Raw genomic sequence first — 23947 nt, 5'->3', positions numbered from 1 at the left:
GCCCGACGCCTGATGGTACCTGCGCGTTTGCCACGCACGACCTCTTTCGTTGCAAAATCTGTCAGGCCTAGTCTACGCGGCCACACCGGCCGGATCTGCGAGCGCGCTGCACGCGCTGATGCCGACGGCGCAGGCCCGAACTACCCGCCCGCCACCATGTCGGCGAAACGCGAGTAGTGGCCGTGAAAGGCAACCGTGACGGTGCGCGTCGGGCCATTCCGGTGCTTGGCCACGATGAGATCGGCCTCACCGGCGCGCGGGTTGTCTTTCTCGTAGGCGCTTTCGCGGTGAAGCAAAATAACCATGTCGGCATCCTGCTCGAGTGAACCCGACTCACGAAGGTCGGAGATGGCCGGCATCTTGTCAGCGCGCTGCTCTGGCCCACGGTTGAGCTGGGATAGCGCTATCACCGGAACCTGCAGCTCTTTCGCGAGCAGCTTGAGAGCGCGCGAGAACTCACTGACCTCTTGTTGGCGGGACTCGACTTTCTTGCCACTGGTCATCAGCTGCAGATAGTCGATGATGACCATCTTGAGGCCCACCCGCTGCTTGAGTCGGCGGCATTTGGCACGGATCTCAACCAGGGTCATGTTCGGACTGTCGTCGATGTAGAGCGGTGCGTCATTGATGCGACCGCGAGTGGCGGCAATCGTGGTCCAATCGCGTGCCTCAACGGTGCCCTTGCGCATACTCTGGAGAGGTACGGAAGCCTCCGCCGCGAGCAGGCGCATCGCAATCTCGCTGCGCCCCATTTCGAGCGAGAAGAAGATGCTCGGCATGTTGTGGTGGATGGACGCCGAGCGTGCGAAGTCGAGGGCGAGGGTGGACTTACCCAACGCCGGACGAGCGGCCACGATGATGAGCTGGCCGCCGTGGAATCCGTTGGTCAGTTCGTCGAGATCCGCAAATCCGGTGGGGACGCCGCTCATTTGTCCGTCTTTGAGCTTGGCGGCCTCGATTTCTTCGATCGCCGCCGTCACAGCATCGGTGAGCGGAACGTAGTCCTCCGTCTGCGTTCCCCCCGTGACGGCATAGATTTCTGCCTGCGCGGTGTTGACGAGGTCAAGAACCTCCCCCTCAGCGGCGTAGCCCATCTGGGCGATACGGGTGCCCGCCTCGACCAGACGGCGCAGCAGCGCGCGCTCGGCCACGATGGTCGAATAGAACCCCGCGTTGGCAGCAGTGGGCACGAGGCTCGTCAGGGTGTGCAGGTAGTCGGCACCGCCGGCCCGGGAGAGTTCACCGACCTTGGTGAGCTCATCCGTGACGGTGATCACGTCGGTCGGCTCGCCCTGGGCATAGAGCGAGAGAATTGCGTCAAAAATTATCTCGTGCTTGGGAATGTAGAAGTCGCCGCCTCGGACGGTCTCAACAACGTCAGCGACAGCGTCCTTGCTGAGCATCATGCCGCCGAGGGCGCTCTGTTCTGCGAGGAGGTCGTGCGGCAGTGCTCGCTCCGACTTCCAGGCTTCAGCGGGCCGCTCTCCGCGGGCAGGCCCACCACTCGCTGACAAACCGTACTCATTTGACGCTGGCTGATTTGCCAGGCCCAGGTGAGCGATTGACACTCGGCACCTCTTTCTCTGTCGTTCGTATAGGTGTATCAGGGCCCACCGACACGGGACGGGAGACACCAGCCTGAGCGAGATGCCGACACTGATTTACCCTAAGGAGCCAGCAGCACCCGCCACAAACCCCCCTGTGGATAACGCTGTGGATAATCTGCGCGAAACGCCGTGGAGATTGTGCAGAACCTGTGCACTCGCCTGTGGACAAACTTTGATATTTTGCAAATAAAATTGTCTTGATCAGGACTTTAAGTATAAAAATAGGTTGTGAATAAAGTAGCCTCAATCAACCCTTGAACCTTGCCGATACGAATGCTCACCTGTGCACAAGAGCAGCGGGTCAATGCCCCAAAATCGCTCGTTAACGCCACGTAGCGGGGGATTCCCTGAGGAATCTCCCGCTACGTGGCTAGGTAAAAGCTGCCGGCCGTAGAGCGCCGGACCTACCGAGGTGCGTTGTTACTTGGCGGCGACGACCACGAGGGTGATCGTGGCGCTCAGCTCGTCACGAAGACGAACCGTTGCTGTGTGCTCACCGGTCAGCTTGATCGCGGTGAGTTCGATCTTGCGCTTGTCGACCGTGCCGAGGCCAGCGGCTGCGACGGCATTAGCCACATCCGTGGTCTTGACCGAACCGAACAGGCGTCCGCCCGCGCCGGCCTTGACGACCAGGGTGACCTTGGTGTTCTCAAGCTTAACCTTGAGCGCCTCAGCCTCTTCGAAGGTTGCGTGCTCGCGGGCTGCGCGGGCTGCCTTGATCTGCTCGATCTGCTTCTCGCCACCGCGGGTCCACGCCACAGCGAAGCCCTTGGGAACGAGGTAGTTACGAGCAAACCCGTTCTTGACGTCTACGACGTCACCGGGTGCACCGAGGCCGGAGACCTCATGCGTCAGAATCAATTTCGACATTTGGTTTCCTTACCGGCCTGAGCCTGCGTAGGGCAACAAAGCCATTTCGCGGGCGTTCTTGACGGCACGGGCGATGAGGCGCTGTTCCTGAACGGAGACGCCTGTGATGCGGCGGGCGCGGATCTTTCCACGCTCGGAGATGAACTTGCGCAGGGTGGGGACATCTTTGTAATCGATGACACCAACCCGAATCGACTTCGCGGGAGCGGCGTTCTTGCCACCCTTAGCTCCGCGAAGCGGCTTGCGGCGGTCGCCGCTCGACTTTCCAGCCATGATTTCCTTACTTTCTCAAAAGGTGTTAGCTACGCGCGTGGCGTGGCTTAGAAGGGGGTCTCGTCGCTGAAGTTGCCTGGACTGTTCCAAACATCTCCGCCGGACGCTGCGGGCGCAGCAGTCTTGGCAGGGGCGCTGGGTGCCCATGGCTCATCATTGCCCTGGCCACCGACAGCGGGAGCGCCGCTGCGGGGGCCGGACGACTGCGCGCGAGTGAGGGAAGCGGTGGCGTAGCGCAGCGAGGGACCAATTTCGTCGATCTCGAGCTCCATGCTCGTGCGCTTTTCACCTTCCTTCGTCTCGTACGAACGCTGCTTGAGACGCCCGGAAGCGATGACACGCGACCCCTTGGTCAGTGAACCTGCCACGTGCTCGGCGAATTCACGCCAAACGCTCGCACGCAGGAACAGCGCGTCGCCATCTTTCCACTCGTTAGCGGCACGATCGAATGTGCGCGGAGTAGAAGCGATGGTGAAGTTGGCAACCGCCAGCCCGTTCTGCGTGTAACGCAGTTCCGGATCGCTGGTGAGGTTGCCCACCACGGTGATTACGGTCTCGCCAGCCATGGGCTACTTGTCGCTTGCCTTGTCGGCAACAGCGGCCGGAGCCGGGGTGGCCTTGGCAGCAGCAGGCTTGGCGGCAGCGACCTTCGCGGAGGGAACCGCGGTGGAGGCGGCAGCAACCGGCGCGGAAGCGTCTACCTTGGCGGCAACCGGAGCAGCAGCGGCCGGAGCCTCGACTGCATCGGCGACGGCAGGCTTCGCAGCAGAAGCAACCTTGGCCGCCGGAGCGGCAGCGGCTGCAGCAGCAGCGTCAGCCTTGGCCGCGATGACCTTGGGGTTGGCAGCCTTGCGGGCAGCCTTTTCTGCGGCCAGCTTGGTAGCGACGACGACCTGGGCAATGCCCTCTTCGGCGCGGAGCACCTTGGTGCGCATGACTGCCTCGGACAGGCTCAGCTGGCGGTCGAGCTCGACCGTGGCTGAGGCGTTCGCGGTAAAGTCAACGACGGCATAAATGCCTTCGGTCTTCTTGTTGATCTCGTATGCGAGACGACGACGACCCCAGACATCAACCTTGTCAATGGTTCCACCATCGTTGCGAACAACGTTGAGGAACTTGTCAAGGCTGGGAGCTACGGTGCGCTCATCGATCTCGGGATCGAGGATAACCATTAGTTCGTACTGATGCATGACTAACCCACCTCCTTCGGACTAAAACGGCTACAGACTTTCTGCAACAGGAGGGTTGTGCATGTGCTGAACGCGGAGGCCGGGAATCCGGCACGCAGGCAACCTGCCCAGACTACCGGATACCTTGTCGTTGCGCCAGTCGATCAGCTGGTTTACTCGGTCAGGGTCGCGTTCGCTGCGTCCTGGGCTGCGCGCACACCCTGCTGCACCGGAATGCGACCGAGGAAGACTTCGTCAAGCAGTGGCCGCATGGCGTTCTCGGCGGCCGGCCAGCCAGCACCGCGCGGCGCCGGCGCCGTTCCGCCGGCCAAAACGTCGTAGAACGGGCTGATGTCGACCTTCTCGGCCGCCCAATAAGCAGCGTAGGCGGGCTGCGCGGCCAGGACGGCCGGAGACGCTGCGCCGGAAGCGCCAATGAATTCAGAGCCGGCAGCGCTCCCGAGCCATTCCAACACCCGCTGGGTTTTCGCCGGGTGCTCCGACGAAGCATTTCCGGCAGCAGCGATGCCATCGACCCCGCTGATCGAGCCGGCGGGACCGCTGGGAAGTTGCACGACGCCCCAGTCGAAGTTCGCCCCAGCGCTCACATTGGCGAGGTTGTACACCCCGCTCTGAAACAGAGCCATCTTGCCCTGCAGAAACTGCTCGCGGCTGAAATCGCCGTTGGTGTTGGTATCGGCGGCGGACGGAGCGACGTGCCACCTGTTCATAAGGTCGACGAGGTACTGGAATGAAGCGAGACCCGCGTCAGACGCAAAGACATACTGGTTAGTTTCATCCTGGAACTGAGCGCCACCGGAGGCCAGATAGTTCAGCACCATCGCCTGCAGGTCGTAGCCAGCGTTGTAGCCGTATTGACTCAGGTTGGAACCGTCGAAATCTGCGCTGTCGGCCGTATTCCCGTTGTAGTCCTTGGTGAGTTTCTGCAGCGCACTGATGAGGGTGTCGTTATTACCGGTGGGATCCCAGGTGAGCGCAGACACGTCTTCGACGGTCAGACCGGCATCACCAAGCAGGTCGGCGTTGTAATACACCGCGATGCCGGGGTCGGCCAGCTGCGGCACTCCCCACAGCGTGGCATCCCGGGTGTACTGGGCGACGACGGCTGGAACCCAGCCGGCCTGGGTATCCGCTGGAATGGCGGTCGTGATGTTGAGCAGTGCGCCCGCGTCGGCATAGGCAGGATAGCTGCCGCCGTCGACCCAGAACACGTCAGGGGCACTGTCACCGGCGACGTCGGTGCGCAGCTTCTCGAAGTAGTCGTCCCACGGCACGATCTCGACGTCGACGTGGATGTCGGGGTTGTCTTTTTCGAAAGCGGTGAAGGACTTCTCGTAGGCGGCAGCGACCTGTTCGTCCCAGAGTCGCACGGTCACCGTGGTCGCGGAGTTTCCAGTGTCGGAGTCGGAGAAATTCAGTGCGGCGACGGCCCCGGAGATGATGAGAAGCACGGCGGCTGCGCCGGCGGCAATGATGGTGGAACGCTTGGCCATGATGTCCTCTGTTGACGGATCGAACCTTCCCCAAGGGACTAGCCTACGCAGAACCCGCAATGGTGATCGACCGGACGAAGCTGCGCTGGAACATCAGGAACAGCACGAGGAGCGGAACCAGAGCGAGCGTTGTGGCCGCCATGACGAGCGTCCAATTGCCGTTGAACTGGCTTTGCAGGCTTGCGGTGGCGACGGTCACGACCCGCCACTCGGTGCCGGTCGTGACCACGAGCGGCCACATGAAACTATTCCAGTGGCTCACGATTGTGATGAGGGTCAGGGTGGCGATGATCGGGCGGGACAGCGGCACGACGATCTCGACCAACACGTCGAGGGTGTTCGCCCCGTCGAGCCGGGCGGCATCGATGAGCTCCTGGGGAATGCCGCGAAAATATTCGCGCAACAAAAAAATCGCGTAGGGGGAGGCGAACGCGAATGGCAGCACGAGACTCCAAAACGAGTTGCGCAGGCCGGCCTCGGTCATCATGAGGTACAGCGGAACGACGAGCACGACCGGGGGGATCATCAGGGTCGACAGGTACACCCAGAACAGTATCTGGCGACCGGGGAAGTCGACCCGGGCGAAGGCATAGGCGGCGAGAATCGAACAGATCAACTGCCCGACCAGAATCAGCACGGCCGCGAGTACCGTGATCAGGATGGCGCGCCCGAATTGGGCCGGACCGTTCAGCAAGAGCGCAAAATTTTCCAGGGTGAACGGGTCAGGCCAGCTCAGCGCTGACTGCTGCGCGAACTGCTCCCGTGTCTTGAACGCGGTCAGGATACTCAGCAGGAACGGGCCGAGGGTGAACAGTGCGCCCAGCACGAGCACAAGGTAAACGGCGACCGTGGAGGATAATCTAGTCCATTTCATAGGTGACCCTCCGGCGAAAATACAGCTGCTGGGCGAGGGTGATGACGACCAGGATGACCAGCAGAACGACGGCCATCACGGCCGCGCGGCCGAGGTCGAAGGCATCGAAAGCTTCGTAGTAGATGCGCGCGGCCACGACATCCGTCGATCGTGCCGGGCCGCCTTGGGTGAGCGCGTACACCTGGTCGAAGACCTGAAAGGCCGAAATAACCGTGGTGACCAGCACGAAGAACATGGTTGGGCGCAACAGGGGCAGCTTGATATGCCAGAACATCTTCACCGCGCCGGCGCCGTCGATGCGGGCCGCCTCGAGAATCTGCCCAGGAATGTTGAGCAGCCCGGCCATGAAGAACAGGGTTACGTAGCCGACGTTGGTCCAAATCACCACGGCGGCCACAGCCGGAAGCGCGAGTGCGGGGTCACTGAGCCACTCGACGCGCTGCCCGAGCAGTGTGTTGAGTGCCCCATCCGTGGGCGCGAGGATCCACTTCCAGACGACGCCGAGAGCAAGTGGCGCGCAAATCCACGGCAGTACGTAGATCGTGCGAAACCATGCTGACCCCGGCAGGCCGCGCGTGAGCACAGTGGCCGCGGCGAGGCCGATCAGGGTTTGAATCGGCACCACGAGCAGAGTGAAGATGAGCGTGACCAGCAGGGAGTTGCCAAAGATGCCGTCACTGAGAACGGATTGGTAGTTGTCGAGGCCGACGAAGGTGATCGGGCCGATCAGGTCCCAGCTCTGAAAGCTGAGCCAGAGCACGACGAGCACCGGAAGGAGGAGGAAGCAGACCACGCCGAACAGACTGGGCGCGAGCAGGGCATAGCCGGTGATCGCCCTGCGTCGACGCAGGCTGCCCCTATTGGACACGCTCCGCCCACCAGCCCACTAGCCGGCGAGTGGCTTCGTCCTCGCCGAGGGGTCCATCGTCCAGCCGCTGCTCGAGCAGATAGCGGTAGGCCTCGCCCACCTCGCGCCCCGGTTTCATGCCGAGCACGGCCATGATCTGTTCGCCGTCGAGGTCGGGGCGTACGGCGCCGAGTTCTTCCTGCTCGGCCAGGGCGGCAATGCGCTGTTCCAGGTCGTCGTAGGCGAAGCCGAGCCGATCGGCCTTGCGCCGGTTGCGGGTCGTGACGTCGGCGCGGGTGAGGATATGCAGCCGTTCCAGTTGGTCCCCGGCGTCGCGCACATATCGGCGCACGGCGGAGTCGGTCCAGGCGCCCTCGGTGTAGCCGAAGAATCGCAGGTGCAGCTCGATCAGGCGAGCGACGGCGTTGATGGTGTCATTGTCAAAGCGCAGGGCGCGCAGTCGTTTCTTAGCCAGCTTCGCCCCGACCACGTCGTGGTGGTAGAAGCTCACGACTCCGCCCGGCTCGAGTTTGCGGGTGGCCGGCTTGCCGATGTCGTGCAGCAGGGCTGCGAGGCGCACGATCAGGTCGGGAGACTCAAGGTTGCCGCGTGATTTCTCGTAGCCCATGGCCTGCTCCAGCACGGTGAGGGTGTGCTGGTAAACGTCCTTGTGGTGGTGGTGCTCGTCGATCTCCAATTGCAGACCGGGAATCTCGGGGAGCACGATCTCGGCCAGGCCGGATTCCATCAGCACTTCGATGCCCGCGCGTGGGTCCTTCGAGACCAATAGTTTCGACAGTTCGTCACCGATGCGTTCGGCTGACACGATGCGGATGCTGTCTCGCATCTTCTCCATGGCCAGTGCGGTGTCGAGATCCAGCGTGAAACCCAGCTGCCCGGTAAACCTGGCCGCGCGCAGCATCCGCAGCGGGTCGTCTCCGAAAGAAACCTCCGGAGTGCTCGGCGTGCGCAGGCGCTTGGCCAGCAGGTCGTCGATGCCGCCGGCCGGATCAACGAGCGTCAACTGGGGCAGGCGCAGTGCCATCGCGTTGACGGTGAAGTCGCGGCGCATCAGGTCAGGTTCGAGGTGGCGTCCGAACACGACGTCGGGCTTGCGGGTGGTGCCGTCGTAACTGTCAGCTCGATAGGTGGTGATTTCCACCGTCTCGCCGGCCAGGCTGGCACCGATTGTGCCGTAAGCCCGGCCAATGTCCCACTGCGCTTCAGACAGTGGCCTGACGAGCGCGAGAATCTGGTCGGGGGTCGCATCCGTGGTGAAATCCAGGTCGTGCAGTGGACGATCAAGGAACGCATCGCGCACCGGGCCACCGACCAGAGCGAGTTCGTGGCCGGCAACCGCAAATGCGTTCGCCAGACGGGATACCGTGGGAGTGGCAGCCAGGTCGCCCAGTCGTGCGAGGGCTGCCGCGACGCTCTGCATAAGCCCCATATTAGTTGCCATACTGAGGCGCGCAGTCGCGGTGCAGGCGGCTCTACGCTGGTACGCCGTAGAATCCCCTTATGGTGGCCGAGTCAGATCCCGCGCATCGGCCCGCGTTCCCGGTTGCCGCGTGCGCTGCCGTGCCCCCGGCCGCAAGCGTGTTTTCTCATCGGCGATGGCGACCAATCACGGCGTTTCTGTTGGGATTCCTAACCCTGGCGTCCCTGATTTTTGCGCCGCTTTCCTCTTTGCCATTGTCCCGGGCCGCTACGGAGAACAGTGCGGTCACGAGCGCCACAACCCCCGAAGACACCATCAGCGTCACCGTATCTCCGACCACTTCGCCGCAATTGTCGCCGGGCCAGGATCTGGTTCTGACGGTGACCGTGCACAACAACACAGACGCAGGCATTCCGATCGGCCGCGTTGATGTGTACCTCGCGCAGCTGGCGCTGACCACGCGAGCTGCGCTCGATGACTGGCTACGACCCGATGCGGACACAAATTCTGGCGACCAGCTGGTGAGCGTACCAACGACGGAAGTTATTCCGGCTCGGGCCAGTACAAACCTCAGCATCACGGTTTCGGCCGAGGCCGTGGGATTGAGCGACCGAAACGCGTGGGGATCGCGTGGGATCGCCGCGATTCTCAGCGTGGGTGATGCGATTCAGGCAGAGGGCCGTGGCACATTTGTCTGGTCGCAGGGCAGCGCGATCACCCCGGTCGGGCTCGCTTCCATCCTGCCGATCACGACCCCGGAAAGCGCGACCGGGCTGATCACCCTGAAGGCGCTCGAGTCGTACACGAGCTCGGTCGGTCTGCTCTCTCGCCAATTGGATGCCGCCATAGAGACCCCAACGGCAGCGATCGCCCTTGATCCGCAGATTATCGCCTCGATTCGCGTGCTCGGCACCAAAGCTCCGGCATCGGCCGTGGCCTGGCTCGACCGTCTGGCCGGGGCCAGCAACGATATCTTTCCGCTCGGTTACGCGGATGCCGACATTGCGTTGCAAGCGCAGGCCGGAGCCACGACGCTACTCACGCCGACCTCTTTCTCGTCGGCAATTGATGCCAGTCTGTTTGTCGTGCCGCCGGCCACACCCATCCCTGAGCCCACGACCAGCCCGACCGCTGTGCCCAGCATCACCTCTCGCGCCGGGGCTGAAACTGCCCCCTCGCCAACGCCCACCCCGACTCCCGCATTGGAACCCGGCGCAACGGTCATTCCGTCGACCAGCGACCTGTTGGCGTGGGATTACACGAGCACCGCGATCGGCTGGCCGGTCGCCGGGAGTGTTGCGCGCACCGACCTCGACGTGTTTGCCGCGAGCGGCCAGACGACGACTATCCTCTCCAGCGGCAACGTCGAGCAATCCGACGTCTTCACCCCTAATGCAGCGTTCGCCCTTCCGGGCGGGCTGGCCCTCGTCAGTGACTCCGTGCTCTCGGCCGCCATCCGGGCCGCCGCCGCGGCGACGTCCGAGGATGAGTGGCGGGTTAACGTCTCCGAGGCTGCTGCGCTTTTGGCGATCGTGTCTGCGGAAAACCCCAATTCAGCACGCACGATGTTGGTCACCTTCGATCGCAGCAGCCCGGCCAGTGCCACCCGGATCAGTCAGACCCTCGCGGCGCTCGATTCTACGGCTTGGTCGAACGCGGCTCCCCTGCAGTCAGCCTTGGAGTCCGCCCCGGCCACCACGGTAACCTTTCAAGACCAGGCAATTGACAGCAACCGGGTCGCACTCGCCCGTTCCCTGTTGGATCGCGAGGCGGCGATCTCTGAATTTGCCACCATTTTGGCTGATCCCCTCGCGTTCACCGCTCCGGCACGACTGAATGTGCTCGCCCTTTTCGACACGACCTGGGCTTCGCAGACGTCGGCCTGGGCTGAGCAGGTCGGGGCGAGCCTGGCTGCCTCCTTCGACCTGATTCACGCCGTGACCGTCACCACTCGCGGACCAATTATTGTGGTGGGCAGCAAGGTCGACCTCCGCATCACGCTCGACAATGCCCTGGACCAAGCCGTCACCGTGCGCGCCAAGATTGTGCCCTCCAACGGTCGACTCGTTGTCGGTGACACCCTCGAGACCATCATTCAGCCCAACTCTTCACAAGCGGTTTCCGTGCCACTCAGCGCCGCCGTCGGTAACGGCGACGTCGTCTTGCGAGTCACCCTGTTCACCCTGAACGGCACTCCGCTGGGCCAGCCAGCCCCCATTGACGTCAGCGTGCGCGCCGACTGGGAAGGAGTCGGTGCGAGCATCTTCGCGATCCTTGTCGTCGGCTTCTTCGGTTTCGGCATCTGGCGGAACATCGTGCGCCGACGCCGGGAACGTGCCGGTGAGGCACCCGCGACTCCCGGCAGAGTCGTGTTAACTGAGACGGAATCCGATGTCTGACACCGCGACCGCCAACGGCGGAATCGGTCGAGCCAGCGCTTTCCTGGCCTCCGGCACGATCGTGTCGCGCATTCTCGGCTTCGTGAAGGTCATTGTGCTGGCCGCCATAATCGGCCAGTTCGGCGCCACTGCTGACACCTTCGCGATCGCCAATCAGCTGCCGAATACCATCTATGTGATCGTGGCCGGTGGAATACTGACGGCCGTTCTGGTTCCGCAGATCGTTCGTGCCAGCCTGCACGCCGACGGCGGCACTGCGTACATCAACAAGCTGCTCACGCTAGCCCTGGTCGTGCTGTTGGCGGCGACGCTCGCGGCTACCCTGTTGGCCCCGCTGATAACGAGATTCATCGGCCTGAACCTGCCCGAGAACGAAAAGGCACTGGCCGTGGCATTTGCCTACTGGTGCCTTCCGCAAATGTTCTTCTACGGCCTCTACACGCTGCTTGGCGAAGTCCTCAACGCCCGCAAATCCTTCGGACCGTTCACCTGGGTGCCGGTGCTCAACAACCTCGTAGCCATCGCCGGCCTGATCGTTTTCGCAACGCTGTTCAGCCCCGACCCGACCGGTGATCGATCGGCTGCCGAGATCACATCGGCCATGGTCGCTGTGCTGGGAGGCAGCGCCACCCTCGGCGTGATCACCCAGGCCGTCGTTCTGTTGTATTTCTGGCGTCGCATCGGTTTGCGCTATCGCCCGGACTTTCACTTTCGCGGCGTCGGTCTCGGGGCCGCGGGCAAAATGGCGAGCTGGACCTTCGGCATGCTTCTGCTCACGACCTTCGCGGGAATCGTCGAAACGCAGGTCGTCACCCGCGCGCACGGTGAAGCATCCGTTGCCGTGCTCGCGACCGCTTGGCTGATCTTCATGCTGCCGCACTCGGTGATCACCGTGTCGGTCGCGACGGCATACTTCACCCGCATGAGCGAACACGCCTCACTGGGTAATTGGACTCTGGTCAAAACGGATGCTTCGAGCGCGATTCGGGGAACGTCGCTGGTAATCGTGCTCTCTGCGGCCGTGATCGCCGTCTGCGCCTACCCCGTCGCTGCCGTCTTCGTGGCACCGTTCGACCAGGTTCAATCCATCGGCAACGTCATCATCGCGTTCGTTTTGGGGCTCGTGCCGTTCTGCGTACTGTTCGTTCTGCAGCGCACTTTCTATGCCCTCGGCGACACACGCACACCGTTCTTTTTCACCCTGTTTCAGGTCGTTCTGCTGATCTGCGCCGTGCTGGCGTGCGCGTGGCTGCCGACAGACTGGATTGCCGTGGGCATCGCCGGTTCTATCACCGTGACCGGCACGCTGCAGGCCATTCTGGCTGCCCTGCTCCTGCGCCGTCGAATGCACGGTATCGACGGGCGTCGCATTCTGCGCAGCCTCGTGAAATATCTGGTCGCGGTCATCATGCCCCTGGCTGCGGGCCTGACCCTCATGGTGATTCTGGGGGCCGGTGTCGAGGGTGGCTTCGCGGTGTCCTCGAGACTCACGGCCATGGTCTCCATGGCTCTGACCGGTGTGATCATGGCCGCGAGCTACTTCGGCCTGCTGCTGCTCATGCGCAGCGACGAGCTCACAGCGTTCCTGACGCCCCTGCGTGATCGATTGCGCCGCTAACCACCGCGGCGGGCGCAGCAGCCCCCAGCGCCAGGGTGAAGGCTTCGCCCGGTTTTCCCGATCGGTTCCCGAGACTGTGCCGAACCTCCAAGCTGGGAGGCCATGGAATAGCAGCCGATTAGGATGTGTTGTATCGAAGCGTGAGGCGGGATATTGCTCGTCTCGCCCACCACTGCAAGGAGTGTGCGCGTGCGTCAGATCATCATTATCGGTTCCGGACCGGCTGGCTACACGGCGGCGATTTACGCCGCCAGGGCCAACCTCAAACCGCTTCTGATTGCCAGTTCGGTCGAGGCCGGCGGTGAATTGATGAATACCACCGACGTCGAGAACTTTCCTGGCTTCCCGGAAGGCGTCCAGGGACCCGACCTGATGACCAAAATGCAGGAGCAGGCAGAACGCTTCGGCACCGAGGTCGTCTACGACGACGTCGAATCTGTTGACCTGTCAGGACCCGTCAAGACGGTCACCCTCGGCAACGGTGACGTCGAGCAGGCGCTCACAGTCATTTTCGCCACCGGTTCTGCCTACCGCAAGCTCGGCCTCAGCGATGAAGAACGTCTCTCCGGCCGTGGCGTCTCCTGGTGCGCCACCTGCGACGGTTTCTTCTTCCAAGGCAAAGAAATCGCCGTGATCGGCGGTGGCGACTCTGCCATGGAAGAAGCTACCTTCCTCACCCGGTTCGCCTCGAAGGTGCACGTCATTCACCGCAAGGGCGAATTGCGCGCGTCAAAGATCATGCAGGAACGTGCCTTCGCAAACGACAAGATCGAGTTCATCTGGAACTCCGAGGTCGTCGGTATTTCCGGTATCGACGCCGTCGACGGTCTAATCCTGCGCGACACTGTCTCCGGAACCGAGACCGGTCTGCCCGTTGGCGGAGTGTTTGTAGCGATCGGCAATGATCCGCGCACGCACCTCGTGCACAAGCAGCTCGACCTCACCCCGGAAGGCACCATTGCCGTGGCGGGCCGATCATCGCTTACGAGCCAGGCTGGCGTGTTTGCAGCCGGCGACGTAATCGATTCCAGCTACCGTCAGGCCATCACTGCGGCTGGTTCCGGCTGCGCGGCCGCTCTCGACGCGGAGCACTACCTCAGCACCCTTCCCCCCGCCTTGCTGGCCCAGGCCGGCGAAACCGAACTCGCACCAGTCAACTAAGGAGTATTACATGACCGCACGATCCGTTACCGAAGCCAACTTCGAACAAGAAGTCATCAACAACGAAAAGACCGTTCTGGTGGATTTCTGGGCCGAGTGGTGTGGCCCCTGCCGCGCTGTCAGCCCGATCCTCGACCAGATTGCAGCCGAGAACGCCGACAAGCTCGACATTGTCAAGCTCAATGTCGACGAGCACCCCGCTCTGGCCGCTAAGTACCAGATCACCTCCATCCCCGCGATGAAGGTCTTCCAGAAGGGTGAGGTCGTCAAGACCGTCATCGGCGCCAAGCCGAAGCCGCAGCTCGAGAAGGACCTGGCCGACTTCCTCGTCTAACCAGTAGTTCACACGCGATCAAACCCGTCCGGCATCAGCCGGGCGGGTTTTTTCGTGCCCGGTGCCACCCCATACGATAAGGAAGACAGCAGAACGGATGTGACGTGACAATTCAGGGTTCCCCCCAGACCGGCGCTGTGCAGACAACTACTGCGCAGGGCAGCAACAATCTCGACCCGTGGTACCACCACTACGCCGACCGAGCCGCTGGGCTCAAGGCCTCCGAGGTGCGCGCACTCTTCGCTGTGGCCTCACGTCCCGAAGTGGTTTCACTCGCCGGCGGAATGCCATATGTCGCTGCCCTGCCGCAGGACCTCGTCATTGATGCAATGGACCGAGTCATGCACCAGAAAGGTGCTACCGCCCTACAATATGGATCTGGTCAGGGATTTCCCTTGCTTCGCGAACAAATTCTCGACGTTATGGCCCTCGAAGGCATCAAGGCCAACGCCGATGAAGTAGTCGTGACGACCGGCTCCCAGCATGCCCTCGAGCTCGTGAGCAAGCTCTTTTTGAACCCTGGCGACGTCGTTATCTCCGAAGGCCCGAGTTACGTCACCGCTATGGTCATCTTCAAGTCGTACCAGGCCGAAGTCGACCATGTTCCGATGGACGAGAACGGTCTGATCCCGGCCGCTCTGATCGAGCACATCGCTGCCTTGAAGGCCGCCGGACGAACCATCAAGTTTCTCTACACGATCCCCAGCTTTCACAATCCCGCCGGGGTCACGCTTAGCTGGGAGCGGCGCGTGGAGATTCTCGAGATTTGCCGATCGAACAATATCCTGGTGCTTGAGGACAACCCCTACGGCCTGCTGTACTTCGATAAGCCAGCACCGGATGCCATTCGCTCGCTCGAGCGCGACGGCGTCGTCTACCTGGGCACCTTCTCGAAGACGCTCGCGCCTGGTTTCCGAGTTGGCTGGGCGCTCGCCCCGCATGCTATTCGTGAGAAACTCGTGCTTGCCAACGAGGCGGCCGTGCTCTCCCCCAGCTCCCTCACCCAGATGATCATTTCAGAGTACCTGGCTACGACCGACTGGAAAGCGCAAATCAACACGTTTCGCGGCGTGTACCACGAGCGCAAAAATGCCATGCTGGCCGCCCTGGATGAGTATTTGCCGGACCTGAGCTGGACCAATCCAACCGGTGGATTCTACGTTTGGGTCACCCTGCCTGAACGACTCGATTCCAAGGCCATGCTTCCCCGTGCGGTCAAGGAACTAGTTGCGTACACACCTGGAACCGCGTTCTACGCGGACGGAGATGGGCGTCAGAACCTGCGTCTCGCCTTCTGCTATCCCACCCCCGACAGTATTCGACTTGGCATACGTCGTCTGGCTACTGTGATTCGCGGCGAACTCGACCTACTGGACACTTTTGCCGGCACAGGGCCGCTCGGCGTTGCCCCCGACCGACCCGGCATCCACAATCAGCGTTTCGGTGGCCCACCGGCGAATATTTCTTAATTGCGCATTACTACCGACACTCAGCAAGGAAAAAACCTGATCATGAGCGAATTATCCGCACTTAGAATCATCGTGCTGGCCGGTGGCATCTCCCATGAGCGTGACGTGTCACTGCGATCGGGACGACGCGTAGCGGATGCCCTCACCGACGAAGGCCACTTCGTCACCGTGCTTGACCCTGGCGCCAACTTACTGACCACCCTGGCGGAACAGGCCCCAGACCTCATCTGGCCCACCCTGCACGGCGCCACGGGAGAGGATGGCGCCCTTCTGTCCCTGCTGGAAACCACCGGAATTCCATTTGTCGGTTCGCGCGGCCCCGCGGCCGCTCTGGCCTGGAACAAGGCGATCGCCAAAGAGCTGGTGCTTCGGGCCGGCTTCGCAACTCCCCCCGCAATTGCACTGTCGACCGAAACCTTCCGCGATCTCGGAGCCACGAGCGTGCTTGAGCACTTGGTGAGGGCGATCGGCCTGCCGCTCGTCGTCAAGCCTGCCCAGGGCGGCTCGTCACAGGGCGTGACGATTGTGCGCGCCCCCGCCGACCTGCCGCGCGCCATGGTCGACGCGTACACCTACGCCGACACCGCTTTGGTTGAGGCCTACATCGACGGGGCCGAGGTCACTGTTGCCGTCCTCGACACCGGAGATGGTCCCGAGGCACTGCCGATCGTGGAAATCGTTCCCCTCGACGGCGTATACAGCTTCGAGGCTCGCTATAACGCTGGTGAGACCGATTTCTACACGCCTGCCCGTCTCTCTGACGATGTCGCAGTGACCGTCGCCGCCGCAGCGGTGGCCATACACACTCTTCTGGGGCTGCGCCACCTAAGCCGAGTGGACCTCATTGTCGATGCCGCCGGCACGCCTTGGTTTCTCGAGGCTAATGTGCTCCCCGGCCTCACCGAAACATCCTTGGTTCCCCAGGCCATCGAGGCCGACCGTCACACTCTCGGCGCCACCTACTCTGCGCTGGCGACGAACGCCCTAGTCACCCAATAAGCTACGTTTCACGTGAAACATCGCCGCTTCCCTTACGCGCACATCCCGTTTCACGTGAAACGCCGCGCCTCTCCCAGGGACACTCTTGTTTCACGTGAAACGTGGCAAGGCGCCTGCTGAGCCGCCACAAGAAAGCCGGGCCGCCACAAGAAAGCCGGGCCGCCACAAGAGCGGCCAGAAAAGAATGTTTCCTGCGGACGGACCCGGCACGCACCCCGGAACATTTGACGTGCCACGCCCGTCATGGACTGTTTCACGTGAAACGTCGCGCGGAAAGACCCTCCGACTAATTTGCGCTGAAGCCCGGCTCTCCGAGGACCGTCAGAATACGGTTCAAGTCACCGATAGTCGCAAAATCGACCGTGATCTGGCCTTTTCTAGCTCCCAGATTGATTTTCACGCGAGTGTCGAGCCGATCTCCGAGGTGCTCTGCGATCTCATCTAGATGTCCCTGGCGTCGACCGGGCAGTGCTTTCGCCTTCACTGCCCGCGGAACGGCAATCGCAGCCGCTTCGGCCGCACGAACAGACAGGTCTTCCTCGACGATTTTGTCGGCCAAACGTAGCATCCCGGCCGGGTCGCCCACTGACAGAATCGCGCGCGCATGACCGGCCGAAAGTACACCAGCAGCAACGCGCAACTGAACCGGTTCCGGTAGTTTTAGCAGGCGCAAGGTGTTAGTGATTTGCGGACGAGATCGACCAATGCGTTTGGCTAATTCCTCCTGGGTTATACCGAAGTCCGCAAGCAACTGCTGATAAGCGGAGGCTTCTTCCAGTGGATTCAGCTGGGCGCGGTGCAGGTTCTCCAGCAAGGCGTCACGCAACATATCGACGTCTGCGGTCTCACGCACCACTGCCGGAATGGTGTCAAGCCCAACCAACTTCGTGGCGCGCAAACGCCGCTCACCCATAACAAGCTCATACTTACCCGGTTCATCGGATAATGGGCGAACAACGATGGGTTGCAACACCCCAACTTCACGAATGCTGTGCACAAGTTCAGCAAGGTCATCTTCGTCGAAAATAGTACGCGGCTGCGCACGGTTAGGAACGATATTTTGCGGATTCAGGTGTGCCAGTCGGGCGCCAGCTGTCAGCGGAACATCGGGGACGACTTCGGGCGACTCGCCCGCTGAAGTCGTCACACCCCGCGGAAAGAACACGTCGACCGGGCGCGGAGCGGAGGCATCGTCCTGCACCGGAATGAGTGCGCCGATACCGCGGCCAAGGCCGGTTCTTTTCGCCATTAGTGCTGTTCTTTCGTTTGAGAAGTATTTTCCGCTCGTGGCGCCCCACGATGGGCCATTTCTGCGGCTGCTTCCAGGTAGGAGAGCGATCCTGCCGAGTTTAGATCGTAGCTGACGACACTCTGGCCATAGCTTGGAGCCTCAGAGACGCGCACAGAGCGTGGAATTGCGGTATTAAGCACCTCGTCGGGGAAATGATCACGCACTTCCTTCGCAACCTGGGTTGCCAGATTGGTGCGACTGTCGTACATCGTGAGCAAAATGGTCGAAACGACAAGGTCGGGGTTGAGGTGTTTCTCGATCAGAGCGATGTTCTTGAGTAGCTGACTCAGTCCCTCGAGTGCGTAATACTCGCATTGGATGGGGATAAGTACCTCACGTGCGGCGACGAAAGCGTTGATGGTCAATAGCCCAAGTGACGGCGGGCAGTCAATAAAAACATAATCGTAGGGCTCGACCATCTCGGCCAGGTAGAGGTCGAGTGCACGGCGAAGGCGCTGCTCACGCGCGACGAGTGAGACCAGTTCGATCTCGGCACCGGCAAGGTGGATCGTCGCGGGAACACAGAACAGCGCACCAAATTCGGGACTCTTCTGTACGACCTCGTCCATGGGCATGTCGTTAATGATGACGTCGTAGACGCTCGGCGTCTCAGCACGGTGTTCAACGCCAAGGGCCGTAGATGCGTTGCCCTGCGGGTCGAGGTCTATGACCAAGACACGTGCTCCCTGTCGAGCCAACGCGGCGGCCAGGTTGACCGCGGTTGTAGTCTTACCGACCCCACCCTTCTGGTTGGAGATCGTTAATACTCGCGTGTTCTCGGGTTTCGGCAGATCTCCAGCAGCAATGACCTGACGACGACGCGTGAGTTCCGCAATTTCTCGGGCCAGCGGCGTTGTCCCGTCGAACCCTGCCGTCTTACCGTTGCGCTGATCTTCAGCAGGATGTTTCACGTGAAACCTTTACGCTCGACGGTTGATGAGCCACCTGAAAGGGACCCCCGAACATGAAATTCAGTGTCATTCGGGACTACTCCACTGTAGCTCTGATGACTCGCGTAACCTCGGGCAGCACGCCAGCACCGAGTGTAATGACCTGAACATCACGCAGACGATACTTGCGAATCGGTTTGGCCGCTGCCTCAATCTCACGCTGCGCCCCCTCACCTTTCATGAGGATGAGCTCACCGCCGCTGCGCAGTAGGGGAGCGGTCAATGGTAACAACTTACTCAAGGCACTCACCGCTCGAGCAGTCACTTGATCAAGTGGATGCGCCAGGCGTGTTTCTTCGGCGCGCGCACGCACCACGGTCACATTCAACAGGCGTAGGGCCGCAACCTGGTCATTCAACCAGGCGACTCGACGTTCCATCGGTTCGATCAGCACGAAGTCCACGTCGGGGCGGGCGATAGCCAGCACGAGACCGGGAAGGCCGGCGCCGGAGCCAACGTCACCCACGAGACCCGGACGCAAGAGGGGCGCCACGACGGCGCAATTGAGGATGTGCCGAGACCACAGACGTGGGAGTTCCAGTGGACCAATTAGCCCCAAAATTTCGCCCTGATCGGCTAAATTCTTGACAAAGGCTCTCATGACATCGATCTGTGGTCCCAAAAGGTCGACCGCCGTTAGCGGCTCAATCTCTACGGCAACCGGATCGGCCGTGCTCCCTGATGCCACCATCGATGCAGGCATGTTTCCCGCGGTACGTTTCGGGTCCGGCGTGACAGATTGCGACATGACCAACGAGACTACGCCGCGGTAATGACGGTGTGTCGGTCGCGGCCCTCACCGGACGACTCCGACCGGTAACCACCACTGGCCGCTACGATGTCGTGTACCAGTTTGCGCTCGTAAGATGACATGGCCGGCAGGTCCGCTTCGGTCGCACCACCCTCAATCCGCTCAATAGCCCGGGTCACAAGGGCCGCGAGTTCGGCTTCGCGCGCTTCACGGGATCCGCCGATATCCAAGATCAGCCGCGAAAAAGAACCCGTTTTGTTCTGCACCGCGAGGCGAGTCAGTTCCTGTAGGGCGTTGACCGTTTCCGGCTTGGAAAGTACACGCAGACTGTCAGCCTCTGACGCTTTGACCGCTAAGTAGGCCCGACCGTTGCGCGCATCAATGTCAATGTCGCCGTCCAGGTCGCAGATATCAAGGAACTCCTCGATATAGTCCGCAGCAATGTCACCTTCACGCTCGAGCTGATCGGTCGTCAGGGGTGTCTCGGTAACGCTCCCGGGTTCCGGAACGGCGGGGGAGGGATCCGTTATCGTGTCGGTGGCAATGACAACTGCACTGTCAACAGTGACAGTACCCACTTCGTTGAGGCCGTTTTTGTCCGTCACGATGATCTCCACTATTTTTTCGGGCCGTTTTGTTTTTTTGCACGGGCCTTGCCGACCGGCTGCTGCCGCTGAACGGGCTTGGCTGGCTCCTCCACCACAATGATGTCACCGTCAGTCGCGATGAGCTTGCCTTTACGCGCCAGACGATCTTCCCGAGCCTTGGCGGCTTCACTGCCGGGCGTGGGCATGTTTCGGATGACCAGGAACTGCTGAATCATGGTCCAGAAGTTTGAGGTGAGCCAGTAGAACATGACGCCGAGCGGGAATGCAACACCAGAGAAGGCGAAGACGAGGGGGAGCAGGTAGAGCATGATGCGCTGCTGCTTGAACATGGGGCTCGCCTTGGTTTCAGGCGACATGTTCTTGGAAACGATCTGCAACTGGGTGATGAACTGCGAGGCGGTCATCAGCACAACCATTGTGGCCGCGATGATCATGACGGTGCCATTGAACGGGTCACCGGCAGTCCATAGCGACCACTGGGAGGCAAAGGTATCGTGCAGCGGCGCATTGCCAAACAGAGTGGCGTTGCCGAAGCTCTCGGCAAGGCTTTGGTTGAGGGGGCCGACACCGCGGGTGGAGCGCTGGGCATCATTGAGCACCGAGAACAGGGCGAAAAAGATCGGCATCTGCAGGAGCAGCGGCAAACACGAGCTCAGCGGGTTGGTACCGGTCTTCTTGTACATGGCCATGGTCTCGCGGGACATGGCTTCGCGCGAGAACTGGTCTTTCTTGCCCTTGTACTTGTCCTGGATCTTTTTAAGCTGGGGGGCGACCTCGAGCATCTTACGCTGGCTCTTGATCTGCCGTACGAAGATAGGAATAAGGGCCGCACGCACCACCAGTACGAGGCCGACGATAGACAACACCCAAGTGAGACCGTCGTTGTAACCCATACCCAAGCTGGAAAAAAGCCAGTGGAAGGCGACGAGCAGTAGCTCGACCACCCATTTCAGAGGCCAGAGAATCGTACCTATGAGGTCCATACTGTGGGTTAGCCCTTTCCGTGGCTAGGTGCGACGACAAAACCGAACGACGTCACACGAAAGCGACGCTTCTTTTTTAGAGGTACATCATCGATGCCACCTTCAGACCACGGATGACAGTGGCTCAGTCTGCGGGCGGCAAGGGCGCAGCCCCACGCTAGTCCGTGTTCCTGTACGGCCCCCAGCGCGTAGGCCGAACAAGACGGGTAAAACCGGCACACATCTCCGTAGAGCGGAGAGATCAGGGCGCGATACACGCGAAGAACTACGACACCCGTGTTGCGGGGTATCAGGATAATCGTCGCGAGTACTCGGTTCATCGGCTCACACTCCGCTTTCGCGCTGGGTGCTGGCGGGAGAGGGAACGGTGAACTTCGTCGCGCAGCGTCTGCCAGTCAACATCGCGCGCTGCCGGCAAAGCGCGGATTACAACATCCGTGCCCGCCGGAACCAGCCAGAGCAATTCGAACGTCACCGCCTTGAGGCGGCGTCGAACGAGATTGCGCTTCACAGCGTTACCCACATTCTTTGCGACGATAAAGCCGAAGCGAACCGGAACACCGGCGGCACCAGAATGAATCTCAGCACTTATTCGTACATAGAGAACGGTGTGCGCATCAACGATTCGCACACCACGCCGAACCACGCCTTGATAGTCACTGCCGCTCGTGATGCGATTTACGTGAGCGAGCACGAGAACCTGGCGACCACGAGAGACTAGGCGGAGAGTTCAGTGCGACCCTTGCGACGGCGTGCACCGAGGATGGCGCGGCCCGCACGGGTGCGCATGCGCAGGCGGAAGCCGTGCACCTTGGCGCGACGACGGTTATTCGGCTGGAAGGTTCTCTTGCTCATAATTCAATCTCCACGTATTTGAATCACCGCTGGCCAAATTCCCTTCGGCCAAAACAGCAGCGCGCACAGAAGTCGGAAGCCCGCGGGATGGGGTCAACTGATTAAAACTACGGCCTCGGCCACGTCTGGTCAAACTCAGACCCCGAATCGAGTCATTCGCGACAATAATGACCCCAACGCAAAGACTGAACAGAAAGCGTGTCGCCCGCGATGAATTCGCCTCGCTGAGCGGGATTGACTACCGTAAAGACAAGTTATCCACAGGTTGGTAGCATCAACCTGAGAATTCGGCTGAATTTGTACACAGGCGGTGGATAACTTTAACGATGAGTACGGACCAAGAACTTACATGGCCCCCGAACCTCGCGCCACGCGGACCGGTGAGACTGGGCGCGTCATTGTCTACTTCCAGCACCACCCACACCTACCGGTCGCTCAACAGTAAAAAACTCGAAATGCACAGATTGTAGGAACAATGGCAGACGTAGAAGCGCCGATAGCCGAAACCTGGCGGTCTGTTCTGACCACGTTGGAATCCGACGCCACCATCACACCCATGCTGTACGGGTTTCTCAGCCTGGTCGAGCCGAAGGGCATCGCGGCCGGTACCTTCTATCTCGAGGTCCCCAACGAGTTCACGGCAAGCATGCTCAACCAGCGGATGAGGGTTCCACTGCTTACCGCGATGGGCCAGCTCGATCAAGCAACTGCCGTCTCAACCTTCTACGTCGTCGTCAACCCTGAGCTCGAGCAAGAGTCGTTGCGCCCAGTACAGCAAACGTTGACCCCGCCCGATGTCATCACACCCGCCCCACCCCAATCGGTGTTTGAGGGCGCAGTTGCGCCGCAACCGCACGAGACCCGGCTCAACCCCAAATACAGTTTCGATAATTTTGTGATCGGGCAATCCAACAGATTCGCCCATGCGGCCGCCGTCGCTGTGGCTGAAGCGCCGGCTAAGGCCTACAACCCGCTCTTTATCTACGGATCATCGGGCCTGGGCAAGACTCATCTCCTGCACGCCATCGGCCACTATGCCATGAGCCTGTACCCAGGAATTCGCGTTCGATACGTCAGTTCGGAAGAATTCACCAACGACTTCATCAACTCCATCGCGAACAACCGCGGCTCGGCATTTCAGGCACGGTATCGAAACATCGACATCCTCATGATCGATGACATCCAGTTTCTGCAGAACAAAGCGGAAACTCAGGAAGCTTTTTTTCATACGTTCAATACCCTGCACGACCACAACAAGCAGGTTGTGATCACAAGTGATCTGCCGCCCAAACATCTCACCGGCTTCGAAGACCGCATGCGCAGCCGTTTTGAGTGGGGCCTGATCACGGATGTGCAAGCTCCAGACCTCGAGACCCGCATCGCCATTCTGCGCAAAAAAGCGCAAAGCGAAAAGTTACAGGTGCCCCACGACATTCTCGAGTTCATGGCATCGAAGGTTTCGTCTAATATTCGCGAACTGGAAGGTACCCTGATTCGCGTCACCGCGTTTGCGAGCCTAAACCGTACACCGGTGGATATGGATCTGGTGCAGACGGTCTTGAAAGACCTCATCACCCTGGATGAGGACAACGTCATCGCTCCCGTGGACATCATTACGAACACGGCCAACTACTTCAAGCTGTCTGTCGACGATCTTTACGGCTCCAGCCGGTCACAAGCGATCGCCACCGCTCGCCAAATCGCCATGTACCTGTGCCGTGAGCTCACTAATCTGTCCCTGCCGAAGATCGGCCAGCTGTTCGGTAATCGGGACCACACGACGGTGATGTATGCCAATAAGAAGATCAGCGAACTAATGAAGGAACGTCGCTCGATCTACAACCAGGTGACCGAACTGACCAACCGGATCAAGCAGGATCACCGGTACAAGTAGGGCACAAGCAGCACTGAGCAGAAAAGAAATTTCGCGGCTC

The 23947-nt window shown here is 61.0% G+C and carries 23 protein-coding genes and 1 pseudogene; 7 read left to right on the top strand and 17 right to left on the bottom strand.

Translation table 11 applies throughout. The annotated features are described in order from the left end of the window. Window positions 1–140: 140 nt before the first annotated feature. The 9 genes and pseudogenes from dnaB to E3T51_RS04435 all read right to left on the bottom strand — a co-directional run bounded on the left by dnaB (window position 141) and on the right by E3T51_RS04435 (window position 8595). The gene (gene dnaB, locus E3T51_RS04475; RefSeq protein WP_420898408.1) at window positions 141–1514 is read right to left on the bottom strand and encodes a replicative DNA helicase; all 1374 of its coding nucleotides are present in this window, start codon (window positions 1512–1514) and stop codon (window positions 141–143) included. Window positions 1515–2027: 513 nt separating this feature from the next. Then, window positions 2028–2477 (bottom strand): 50S ribosomal protein L9, encoded by a 450-nt coding sequence (gene rplI, locus E3T51_RS04470; protein WP_092110565.1) that lies wholly within the window; start codon window positions 2475–2477, stop codon window positions 2028–2030. Window positions 2478–2486: 9 nt separating this feature from the next. Further along, window positions 2487–2750, bottom strand: coding sequence for a 30S ribosomal protein S18 (gene rpsR, locus E3T51_RS04465; RefSeq protein WP_035835236.1), 264 nt, complete (start codon window positions 2748–2750; stop codon window positions 2487–2489). A gap of 47 nt (window positions 2751–2797) precedes the next feature. Then, window positions 2798–3316, bottom strand: a complete 519-nt coding sequence (locus tag E3T51_RS04460) for a single-stranded DNA-binding protein (RefSeq protein WP_104191772.1) — start codon at window positions 3314–3316, stop codon at window positions 2798–2800. A gap of 255 nt (window positions 3317–3571) precedes the next feature. Further along, window positions 3572–3940 (bottom strand): annotated as a pseudogene (rpsF, locus tag E3T51_RS16895) (30S ribosomal protein S6); the annotation flags it as partial. Window positions 3941–4092: 152 nt separating this feature from the next. After that, a complete protein-coding gene (locus tag E3T51_RS04450) occupies window positions 4093–5433 on the bottom strand; it encodes an ABC transporter substrate-binding protein (protein ID WP_134528019.1) in 1341 nt (446 codons plus the stop codon). A 43-nt stretch (window positions 5434–5476) separates the two neighbouring features. Further along, window positions 5477–6307 carry a carbohydrate ABC transporter permease gene (locus E3T51_RS04445; RefSeq protein ID WP_134528016.1) on the bottom strand — a complete coding sequence of 277 codons (831 nt, stop codon included), beginning with the start codon at window positions 6305–6307 and terminating at the stop codon, window positions 5477–5479. Then, complete coding sequence (locus E3T51_RS04440) at window positions 6294–7175, bottom strand: carbohydrate ABC transporter permease (RefSeq protein ID WP_134528013.1); 882 nt, start codon at window positions 7173–7175, stop codon at window positions 6294–6296. The genes E3T51_RS04445 and E3T51_RS04440 overlap by 14 nt, the downstream gene beginning before the upstream one ends. Continuing rightward, entirely contained in the window at window positions 7165–8595 is a 1431-nt protein-coding gene (locus tag E3T51_RS04435; RefSeq protein ID WP_134528010.1) for a CCA tRNA nucleotidyltransferase, read from the bottom strand. The genes E3T51_RS04440 and E3T51_RS04435 overlap by 11 nt, the downstream gene beginning before the upstream one ends. Before the next feature lie 200 nt (window positions 8596–8795). On the opposite strand from E3T51_RS04435, the gene E3T51_RS04430 reads away from it, so the two are divergent. From E3T51_RS04430 to E3T51_RS04405, 6 genes are all read left to right on the top strand, one after another. After that, a complete protein-coding gene (locus E3T51_RS04430) occupies window positions 8796–10994 on the top strand; it encodes a DUF6049 family protein (RefSeq protein ID WP_134528007.1) in 2199 nt (732 codons plus the stop codon). Beyond that, entirely contained in the window at window positions 10987–12612 is a 1626-nt protein-coding gene (gene murJ / locus E3T51_RS04425) for a murein biosynthesis integral membrane protein MurJ (protein WP_134528004.1), read from the top strand. The genes E3T51_RS04430 and murJ overlap by 8 nt, the downstream gene beginning before the upstream one ends. A 189-nt stretch (window positions 12613–12801) precedes the next feature. Further along, the gene (gene trxB / locus E3T51_RS04420; RefSeq protein ID WP_134528001.1) at window positions 12802–13773 is read left to right on the top strand and encodes a thioredoxin-disulfide reductase; all 972 of its coding nucleotides are present in this window, start codon (window positions 12802–12804) and stop codon (window positions 13771–13773) included. A gap of 10 nt (window positions 13774–13783) precedes the next feature. Continuing rightward, window positions 13784–14107, top strand: coding sequence for a thioredoxin (gene trxA, locus E3T51_RS04415; protein ID WP_134527998.1), 324 nt, complete (start codon window positions 13784–13786; stop codon window positions 14105–14107). A 104-nt stretch (window positions 14108–14211) separates the two neighbouring features. Further along, complete coding sequence (locus E3T51_RS04410; protein WP_420898403.1) at window positions 14212–15576, top strand: aminotransferase-like domain-containing protein; 1365 nt, start codon at window positions 14212–14214, stop codon at window positions 15574–15576. 42 nt (window positions 15577–15618) lie between these two features. After that, window positions 15619–16575, top strand: coding sequence for a D-alanine--D-alanine ligase family protein (locus E3T51_RS04405; protein ID WP_134527995.1), 957 nt, complete (start codon window positions 15619–15621; stop codon window positions 16573–16575). Window positions 16576–16861: 286 nt separating this feature from the next. Here the strand turns inward: E3T51_RS04405 and E3T51_RS04400 are convergent, their stop codons facing one another. The 8 genes from E3T51_RS04400 to rpmH form a co-directional block, all read right to left on the bottom strand. After that, complete coding sequence (locus E3T51_RS04400; protein WP_134527992.1) at window positions 16862–17824, bottom strand: ParB/RepB/Spo0J family partition protein; 963 nt, start codon at window positions 17822–17824, stop codon at window positions 16862–16864. Continuing rightward, window positions 17824–18777, bottom strand: a complete 954-nt coding sequence (locus E3T51_RS04395; RefSeq protein ID WP_134527989.1) for a ParA family protein — start codon at window positions 18775–18777, stop codon at window positions 17824–17826. Before E3T51_RS04395 ends, E3T51_RS04400 begins: the two co-directional genes overlap by 1 nt. Window positions 18778–18853: 76 nt before the next feature. Then, a complete protein-coding gene (gene rsmG, locus E3T51_RS04390) occupies window positions 18854–19507 on the bottom strand; it encodes a 16S rRNA (guanine(527)-N(7))-methyltransferase RsmG (RefSeq protein ID WP_134528593.1) in 654 nt (217 codons plus the stop codon). A 68-nt stretch (window positions 19508–19575) separates the two neighbouring features. Beyond that, window positions 19576–20097 (bottom strand): Jag family protein, encoded by a 522-nt coding sequence (locus tag E3T51_RS04385; RefSeq protein ID WP_134528590.1) that lies wholly within the window; start codon window positions 20095–20097, stop codon window positions 19576–19578. Window positions 20098–20183: 86 nt separating this feature from the next. Next, window positions 20184–21158, bottom strand: a complete 975-nt coding sequence (gene yidC, locus E3T51_RS04380; RefSeq protein WP_134527986.1) for a membrane protein insertase YidC — start codon at window positions 21156–21158, stop codon at window positions 20184–20186. An 8-nt stretch (window positions 21159–21166) separates the two neighbouring features. After that, window positions 21167–21478: a membrane protein insertion efficiency factor YidD gene (gene yidD, locus E3T51_RS04375; RefSeq protein ID WP_134527983.1), complete on the bottom strand. Its 312-nt coding sequence runs from the start codon at window positions 21476–21478 to the stop codon at window positions 21167–21169. Further along, complete coding sequence (rnpA, locus tag E3T51_RS04370) at window positions 21475–21789, bottom strand: ribonuclease P protein component (protein WP_241989173.1); 315 nt, start codon at window positions 21787–21789, stop codon at window positions 21475–21477. The genes yidD and rnpA overlap by 4 nt, the downstream gene beginning before the upstream one ends. Before the next feature lie 86 nt (window positions 21790–21875). Then, window positions 21876–22013, bottom strand: coding sequence for a 50S ribosomal protein L34 (gene rpmH / locus E3T51_RS04365; RefSeq protein WP_010204566.1), 138 nt, complete (start codon window positions 22011–22013; stop codon window positions 21876–21878). A gap of 475 nt (window positions 22014–22488) precedes the next feature. Between rpmH and dnaA the strand changes: the two genes are divergently transcribed. Continuing rightward, on the top strand, window positions 22489–23907 hold the full coding sequence (gene dnaA / locus E3T51_RS04360) for a chromosomal replication initiator protein DnaA (protein WP_134527978.1): 1419 nt from the start codon (window positions 22489–22491) through the stop codon (window positions 23905–23907). The last annotated feature ends 40 nt before the right edge of the window (window positions 23908–23947 follow it).

The sequence above is a fragment of the Cryobacterium serini genome, assembly GCF_004404025.1.
Classification (GTDB): Bacteria; Actinomycetota; Actinomycetes; order Actinomycetales; family Microbacteriaceae; genus Cryobacterium; species Cryobacterium serini.
The sequence above is the reverse complement of the archived record's forward strand: the minus strand, read 5'-3'. Positions and strand labels throughout refer to the sequence as shown.

Coding starts and splice junctions, on each gene's coding strand:
- rplI (WP_092110565.1), bottom strand. CDS start 2,477: ATGTCGAAATTGATTCTGACGCATGAGGTCTCCGGCCTCGGTGCACCC.
- rpsR (WP_035835236.1), bottom strand. CDS start 2,750: ATGGCTGGAAAGTCGAGCGGCGACCGCCGCAAGCCGCTTCGCGGAGCT.
- E3T51_RS04460 (WP_104191772.1), bottom strand. CDS start 3,316: ATGGCTGGCGAGACCGTAATCACCGTGGTGGGCAACCTCACCAGCGAT.
- E3T51_RS04450 (WP_134528019.1), bottom strand. CDS start 5,433: ATGGCCAAGCGTTCCACCATCATTGCCGCCGGCGCAGCCGCCGTGCTT.
- E3T51_RS04445 (WP_134528016.1), bottom strand. CDS start 6,307: ATGAAATGGACTAGATTATCCTCCACGGTCGCCGTTTACCTTGTGCTC.
- E3T51_RS04435 (WP_134528010.1), bottom strand. CDS start 8,595: ATGCAGAGCGTCGCGGCAGCCCTCGCACGACTGGGCGACCTGGCTGCC.
- murJ (WP_134528004.1), top strand. CDS start 10,987: ATGTCTGACACCGCGACCGCCAACGGCGGAATCGGTCGAGCCAGCGCT.
- trxA (WP_134527998.1), top strand. CDS start 13,784: ATGACCGCACGATCCGTTACCGAAGCCAACTTCGAACAAGAAGTCATC.
- E3T51_RS04405 (WP_134527995.1), top strand. CDS start 15,619: ATGAGCGAATTATCCGCACTTAGAATCATCGTGCTGGCCGGTGGCATC.
- E3T51_RS04400 (WP_134527992.1), bottom strand. CDS start 17,824: ATGGCGAAAAGAACCGGCCTTGGCCGCGGTATCGGCGCACTCATTCCG.
- rsmG (WP_134528593.1), bottom strand. CDS start 19,507: ATGGTGGCATCAGGGAGCACGGCCGATCCGGTTGCCGTAGAGATTGAG.
- yidC (WP_134527986.1), bottom strand. CDS start 21,158: ATGGACCTCATAGGTACGATTCTCTGGCCTCTGAAATGGGTGGTCGAG.
- yidD (WP_134527983.1), bottom strand. CDS start 21,478: ATGAACCGAGTACTCGCGACGATTATCCTGATACCCCGCAACACGGGT.
- rpmH (WP_010204566.1), bottom strand. CDS start 22,013: ATGAGCAAGAGAACCTTCCAGCCGAATAACCGTCGTCGCGCCAAGGTG.
- dnaA (WP_134527978.1), top strand. CDS start 22,489: ATGGCAGACGTAGAAGCGCCGATAGCCGAAACCTGGCGGTCTGTTCTG.